This window comes from Streptomyces swartbergensis, assembly GCF_002148965.1.
GTDB classification, from domain to species: Bacteria; Actinomycetota; Actinomycetes; order Streptomycetales; family Streptomycetaceae; genus Streptomyces; species Streptomyces swartbergensis.
The window spans coordinates 1-1,087 of sequence record NZ_NGFN01000736.1 but is presented as its reverse complement, the minus strand read 5'-3'; the positions used below and the strand labels follow the sequence as shown (position 1 = coordinate 1,087).

Annotated in this window: 1 protein-coding gene; it reads left to right on the top strand. The window is 66.0% G+C overall.

Annotation, left to right across the window (positions count from 1 at the left end):
- Nucleotides 1-42 precede the first annotated feature (42 nt).
- The coding region (locus CA983_RS43985; protein WP_086606140.1) for a terpene synthase family protein at nucleotides 43-1,087 on the top strand (1,045 nt) is incomplete at its 3' end.

Sequence of the window (1,087 nt, the reverse complement as noted above, 5' to 3'; positions counted from 1 at the left end):
ACCCCTCACCCTGCACCGGCGCACACCGGGAGGAACTCCGCGGTGAGCAGCCTTCCCGCCCCTGGCCTTCAGCCCGACGACGCCGTCGAACCCGGCCTCTACCCCACCTTCCGGCTGCCGTCCCTCCCACGCTTCCAGCCCGCGCTGCGCCGCCCCGGCATCGACGACCTCGAACACTCCTGCCACGCCTGGCTGGACGACACTCTGCGGGTGGCCCACGTCGACAGCCCGCATGCGTTCGAGGAGTTCCTCCACCAGCGCACCACCTTGTGGAACCTGCTGGCTTATCCCACCACCGACACTGAGCGGACGAAGACGATCTGTCACTGGATCGACGTCCTGTTCAGCATCGACGACCTCTTCGTGCACGCCCCCCGGCCACGCCTGGAGCGCTTAGGTCTGCATCAGCTCGATGCTGTCCTCGGCGACGACCGGCCCACGCCGCGGACTCCCTATCCGCGTGCGCTGGCAGTGCTGGCGCAGCGCATCCGTGCCGGCATGCCAGCCGGCCTGTGGAACCGTTTCGCCCACGAGATGAAAGGGTTCTTCGCCGCCTGCCGCACCGAACGGGGCTGGCTTGAGGCCGGCACGGCCGTGGACCTGGCCGCGTACGAGACGTCCAGGATCAAGAGTGTGGGCGAATGCTGCTTCCCGCTCCTGGAGTACGGGCTGGGGATCGACCTCACCGATCACTTCGCCGCTATCCCGGAACTCGGCCGACTCAACCGTCTGGTGGCAAGGCACTGGGTCGGCGTCAATGACATCTTCTCCTACCGCAAAGAGCTCTACAGCGGCGACACCATCAACGAAATCACCCTCGCCCTGGCCACCAACGGCGGCAACCTCCAAGCTGCAGTCGACCACATCGCCGACACCATCCAACGAACCGAAGACGAATTCTGCGCCATCAGCAAGCACCTGCTGGAAACAGCGCCCGGCCAGGATGTGGCGGTCAGCCAGTACATCAAAGCCTTGCGATGGATGATCGCCGGGAACCTGGAGTGGTCGTACATCACCCCCCGCTACAACGGCCACGACCACACCTGGAACGGCGACACCGCTGCCACCGTCATCCTCACACCGCACC